Origin of the sequence: Wolbachia endosymbiont of Pentalonia nigronervosa (assembly GCF_014534705.1) — a bacterium.
GTDB lineage: Bacteria > Pseudomonadota > Alphaproteobacteria > Rickettsiales > Anaplasmataceae > Wolbachia.
This window is the reverse complement of the sequence record NZ_JACVWV010000069.1, coordinates 1-5,963: the sequence shown is the minus strand read 5'-3', so window position 1 is coordinate 5,963 and position 5,963 is coordinate 1. Positions and strand designations below refer to the sequence as shown.

Annotated in this window: 1 protein-coding gene; it reads right to left on the bottom strand. The window is 32.6% G+C overall.

The annotated features are described in order from the left end of the window. Positions 1 to 5,914: ankyrin repeat domain-containing protein (locus tag IC220_RS05915; RefSeq protein ID WP_188153573.1), on the bottom strand; the 5,914-nt coding region annotated here is incomplete at its 3' end. Between the last annotated feature and the right edge of the window lie 49 nt (positions 5,915 to 5,963).

Here is a 5,963-nt window from a genome sequence, read left to right as displayed (position 1 = left end):
TTTTCTTCCTATGACTTGTGCTTGGTAGGCATTCCTTAGCTGAAATCTCACCTTCTTGATGTGCAGCTTCTTTCTGCTGATTAGGAGATTGAACAACTCTTAATTTTTCTCTAAGCAATTTTTCAATATCGCTATTAATACTAGCAACTTCTTGAGGTGTTTTATTATCAGTGTTTCTAGCATTCAAAATCGCTTTAAGTGTGTCAGAATCTTTTCCTTGCAACAAAGAACGAACCTCATCTTCTTCCCCACTTTTAACAGCTTGAAATAAATTATCAATACAATCAAGTAGAACTTTAATACTAGAACTAGACTTTGCTAGATCCAGCGGTGACCCACCTTTTGAATCTTTTACATTATAATGTGCTCCTTCTTTTAATAAAATCTCAACAATTTCCTTGTGACCATTTTGAGCCGCAGCGTGCAGTGGTGTCCAACCATTATAAAAAGCAGCCTTATTAACATCAGCACCTTTACCCAATAAAGCCTTAACAACATCTAAATGACCATCTTGTGCTGCTAAGTGTAATGATGTCCAACCATCCTTAATCTTAGCCTTAACATCAGCACCTTTACCCAATAAAGCCTTAACAACATCTAAATGACCATCTTGTGCTGCTAAGTGTAATGGTGTCCAATCATCTGCATAGTGTAATGACATACAATCACCCTTGGCTTTAGCATTAACATCAGCACCTTTACCCAATAAAGCCTCAACAACATCTAAATGACCATCTTGTGCTGCTAAGTGTAATGATGTCCAATCACCCTTGGCTTCAGCATTAACATCAGCACCTTTATCCAATAAAGCCTCAACAACATATAAATGACCATCTTGTGCTGCTAAGTGTAATGATGTCCAATCACCCTTGGCTTTAGCTTTAGCATTAACATCAGCACCTTTACCCAATAAAGCCTTAACAACATCTAAATGACCATCTTGTGCTGCTAAGTGTAATGATGTCCAATCACCCTTGGCTTTAGCATTAACATCAGCACCTTTATCCCATAAAGCCTCAACAACATCTAAATGACCATCTTGTGCTGCTAAGTGTAATGATGTCCAACCATCCTTAGTCTTAGCCTTAACATCAGCACCTTTACCCAATAAAGCATTAACAACATTTAAATGACCATTTATTGCTGCTAAGTGTAATGGTGTCCAATCATCTGCAGAGTGTAATGGCATCCAATCACCCTTGGCTTTAGCATTAACATCAGCACCTTTACCCAATAAAGCCTTAACAACATTTAAATGACCATTTATTGCTGCTAAGTGTAATGGTGTCCAACCATCCTTAGTCTTAGCCTTAACATCAGCACCTTTACCCAATAAAGCATTAACAACATTTAAATGACCTTTTCTTGCTGCAGAGTGTAATGGTGTCCAATCATCTGCATAGTGTAATGGTGTCCAATCATCTGCAGAGTGTAATGGTATCCAATCACCCTTGGCTTTAGCATTAACATCAGCACCTTTACCCAATAAAGCATTAACAACATTTAAATGACCATTTTGTGTTGCATAGTGTAATGATGTCCAACCATCCTTAGTCTTAGCCTTAACATCAGCACCTTTACCCAATAAAGCATTAACAACATTTAAATGACCATTTTGTGCTGCAGAGTGTAATGGCATCCAATCACCCTTGGCTTTAGCATTAACATCAGCACCTTTACCCAATAAAGCCTTAACAACATCTAAATGACCATTTTGTGCTGCATAGTGTAATGGCGTAGAACCCAAATTATCTTCATCTTTAGCATTAATATAATTACCATTTGGTAGACTATTTAGCAAAAACTTAATAGTTTCTAATAATCCTTCTTTTGCAGCTACATGTAGCTGTGTTATTTTGCTTTCATCAATTCTTTCCTTTAATAATTTCTCTACTGTGTTACCTATTTTCAATTTAAATAATTTACTATCTGTTAATTGACAATCAATAAATCTACGAATTACATTGTACCTATCGTCAATAAGAATATGGTCTAGAAAAAATTCCCATATTTCTTGTTTTGATTTTTTAGAGTAGTCAAGCCTTTCGTAAATTAATTTTGATGCAAAATATTCTGCAAAAGTACGATGAATGAATCTAGGCTTACTATCAATAACTCGTTCAATCAAACCTGCTTTTTCGTTCCCTTGTGTTATCTTGTCAATTAATTCGGATACTTTTCCCATTTCTTCTCGAGAAAGCAATTTCTCTACTTCATTTTTGTTAAATATTTCATATAAAGCTAATTTCATATGATCTGCTATAAGTTCTTCTTTTTCCTGCTTAAACTTTTTTTTCAGACGTATTTTTTTCCTAGTAGTATCAAAATCAGAATAGTCTTTTCTCAGGCCTTCATCAAACTTTATATCAATAAATTTCTCATATAAAGTAACCAAATCCTGCTTTTTCCTTTTATATTCATCAGAAAGCTCCTTCTTATTAGAGTCATAAAAACTCTTGAATCCATCTTTGAAAACTTCAGCAACCATAAATGCATGTAGCGGTATACTCATAAAATCTTTATCACCTATGGATCCAGGAAAGCTATCTAGTAATTCATCAATAAAAACTCCTGAGTGTTGTTCATCTAACTCACTAAGTTTCAACTTTGCTTTCCAAAATTTCCTTAAAAAACCTTTCTGTTCTTCTGGAAGGAGTGGCTTTAATAAATATGAAAATACACTAAGTTGATCTTCTAGTTTTTCTTGAACAAAATTATAAGGACGAGTAGTTATCCATAGCTTTTCTACTTTAGAATTTTTTAGAACTTGCAGTAACTCAATAACTTTTTCTGTATAGTCAGGGCTAATCTCATCAAACCCATCAAACAGTAAAGCAACCCTGCCCTGATTATAAAAATTATTAAATAGTTCCATTTCTAACAAGTTCATACTCTTAATTTCTTCCCCTTTACCTTCTAAACTTATTTTCCTTTTTTCTACTATAGCACTTACAACCTTTTCTATCCTTTGTTCACTTTTCTCTTGTGTTTCTCTTTCTTCCTTGTGAAAGAGTTGAGAACCTACCATCCTGTATAGGAATTTTCTAGCTTCTTTTTCGTTAAGCTGTTTTTTCTTCTCTGTTTCTTTTTCTAATTCATTTGAACAATCTAACAAGTTAATCCTTATAACCCATAAAGAAGGGTTAGATTCTTTTGTCTTTAATGCTAAAGAAGTCAGTACAGTAGACTTACCCATACCAGGTTCAGCAGAAATAATGACTACTCTGTCTTTTATATCTGTAATTTTCTCTGGTTTATACTCCTGAATAGAAAGTTGACTTTCATCTACAAAGTTACGTAATTTAGATAAAACACCATAAGATTGCTGCCATATTAAATCATTTCCCCAATTTTTGAGCCAATGAATACTATGCTTTTTGTACTCATAACATAACTCCTTAAAACTCTCACCTGTATCAGAAATTAACACTATATCTTGATTAGGGTCTACCTTACTTACCTGATTGTCGGAAGTCACAAGAAAAGACTTTTCTTTCTTAATACCTTTTTTAATCTTTACATGACGATTAAATGTTCGGTCAATATAATAATCCTTAATATCATTATACTTTGAATCTATGAGTGCTTTACCTATCTCTATCTCCTTATTAATGACCTGAGTTAAAACCTCCCCATCTATTAAATGTTTTGACTCTTCATCATTTATTATTGTACCTAACCTTACCTCTTTTCCTTGAAAGATAACTTTTCCTTCTTCTAGAAGTTTTGTTTGTGATTCAATTGTAAGATCAATTAAGCTATTCTTTTTATCTACTTTTTCTTGATATTTATCTCTTAAAGCAGATTTAAACTTATTAGCTAGAAGGTCGTTTCCTCGAGTAATCAGAACAACTTTTTTATTAGAGCTAGACTGTATAATACTGAACAATTTATCATATAGTATTCGTATATCTTCTTCTTTTTCTTTAGTCTTACACTCAATTACTAATAAATTGCTACTGCCAAAAGCCTGTATTACCCGATCTTGGAGATGTAAGATAGAGTTTAGCCGCATAAAAATGTAATTTTGTCGATATATGTTTTGTAAAACCTGATATACTTTAATAGTACTTAGTGTATTTTGTTGAGAAATAGCATTAAAAACTTGTTTATTAGAATCTTTGGCAGAAAGAAACTCATCCAACCCTATTTCCTGAACTGCATCTGAGTTAAACTTAATACCAAATTTTTCAACTTTAGATTTATAATTCAGAGTAAGACCTGTTAATTCCAACTCACTTAATTTTTGCTTTATTTCATCAAAAAAACTTTCTCCATCCTGGTATGAAATAAACTCCTTTCCTTTGCCATTTAACCAACTTAGCATTTTTACGAAAAGATCATTATACACATAATCCTTTGCAGCAAAGTTAAACTCCTTACTTATATCGTTTTCAATAATTTCACCTAATTGCTCTTCGTTAGGCTGATTTACTGCAAATACTAAGTAATCTAAAAAATCTTTTACATCTTCATCAGAAATAACATTATTTGGCCAATTTTTATCTTCTCCATTTCCAAAATTCTTAGATAACTTTAAACCAACTGATTTATTATCAACTACTTTTCTTTTATCGGAAATTGCTAAATTAATGTCTTCTAACGTTAATACCTCTTTTGATTGCTTTTTAATTTCCTCTGCAAAAGCTTCTCTAAATTTCTGAGTATCCTCAGATATATCTTCATTCTTTATAAATTTATCGTGAAATTTTTTAGCTTTAACATCAATAACTTCTTTTGCTAATACAGTATGATAAAGATTAAAAATATCATGCTCTTGATGATGTTGTATAGAATTGTTCTTTAAAAAACACTCAGCCAATCTTCTTGCTAACCTGGTTAAATTATAACCTTCTAATTTTGGTTTTAACAGCGAAACTACGTTATCACTAAAACGATAGCGCACAGCTTCTTTAGCAAAAGTTTCACTATCTACATCTAGAATGTTATCTTTCTCTTTTATTTCTTGTACTACTTCTCTAATTGTTCTAGAAACACCATTCAACTCATACTTATCATCTAAATCCAAGTTAATATTAGTACAAACAGTAACATCTTTGATCATTACATTCTTGAATAATTTTTCCTTTTTAGAGTCTTGATAAGAAAAGAAGTATTTAACTAGGCTATAATCACTATCGCTTTCTGTTAATAGATTATCGAATGTAATCTTCTTAGATTCATCATCCTTATGCTTGGCTTGTAAAAGACGGTACTCTTTTTTACCATCTTTAGTGATCTCAAAAAACAAATCATCAAACTTTTTAGCTTCTTTTTTCTCTGTACTTAAGCGAAAGGAGTATTGATTATCCACTCCGCGCTTTAAAAACAGCATTAATAATTTTAATTGATAAATCTCACCATGAAGGCCTTGTTTTCCTGGCCTCTTTATATCTTGATCATCTATTTTATCCGATTTCTGTACCTTATGAATTAGAGTCTTTGGTCTTATCACTTGCTCCAACAAACTAGATCGTTGCTGAACGCTGCTGCCAGTTTGCTGATTATCTCCAACAGAAGCCTGTAGGTTTGGCTGAGTGTGTAATTTCAATATCTCCACAATATCTTGCCTCTTAAGACGATTAGCTATGTCTAAAGATGTTCTACCTTTGCTATTTTTGATATCAGCTTTTGCTCCATTCTTTACGAGGAATTCAATAACTTTTAATTCTTTTCTATGAACAGCAATATGCAAAGGTGTATTTTTTTTACTATCTTCTTGAAAGTTAATATTTACTTTTTTCTTTAAAAGCTCTTGTATATTTTCTAGGTAGTGTAGACATTCAAAAAGAAAGGAGTTATAATAACAATTTTTGAGAGAAGCTAAGGATGTTATACGACTTAAAAGATAAGCAATGGGAAAGGATAAAGGAGAGTTTACCCGGAAAGAAAGGGGATAGTGGAAGGAGTGCAAAGGACAACAGAAAGTTCATAGCAGCAGTGATGTGGATAGGGCGAACAGG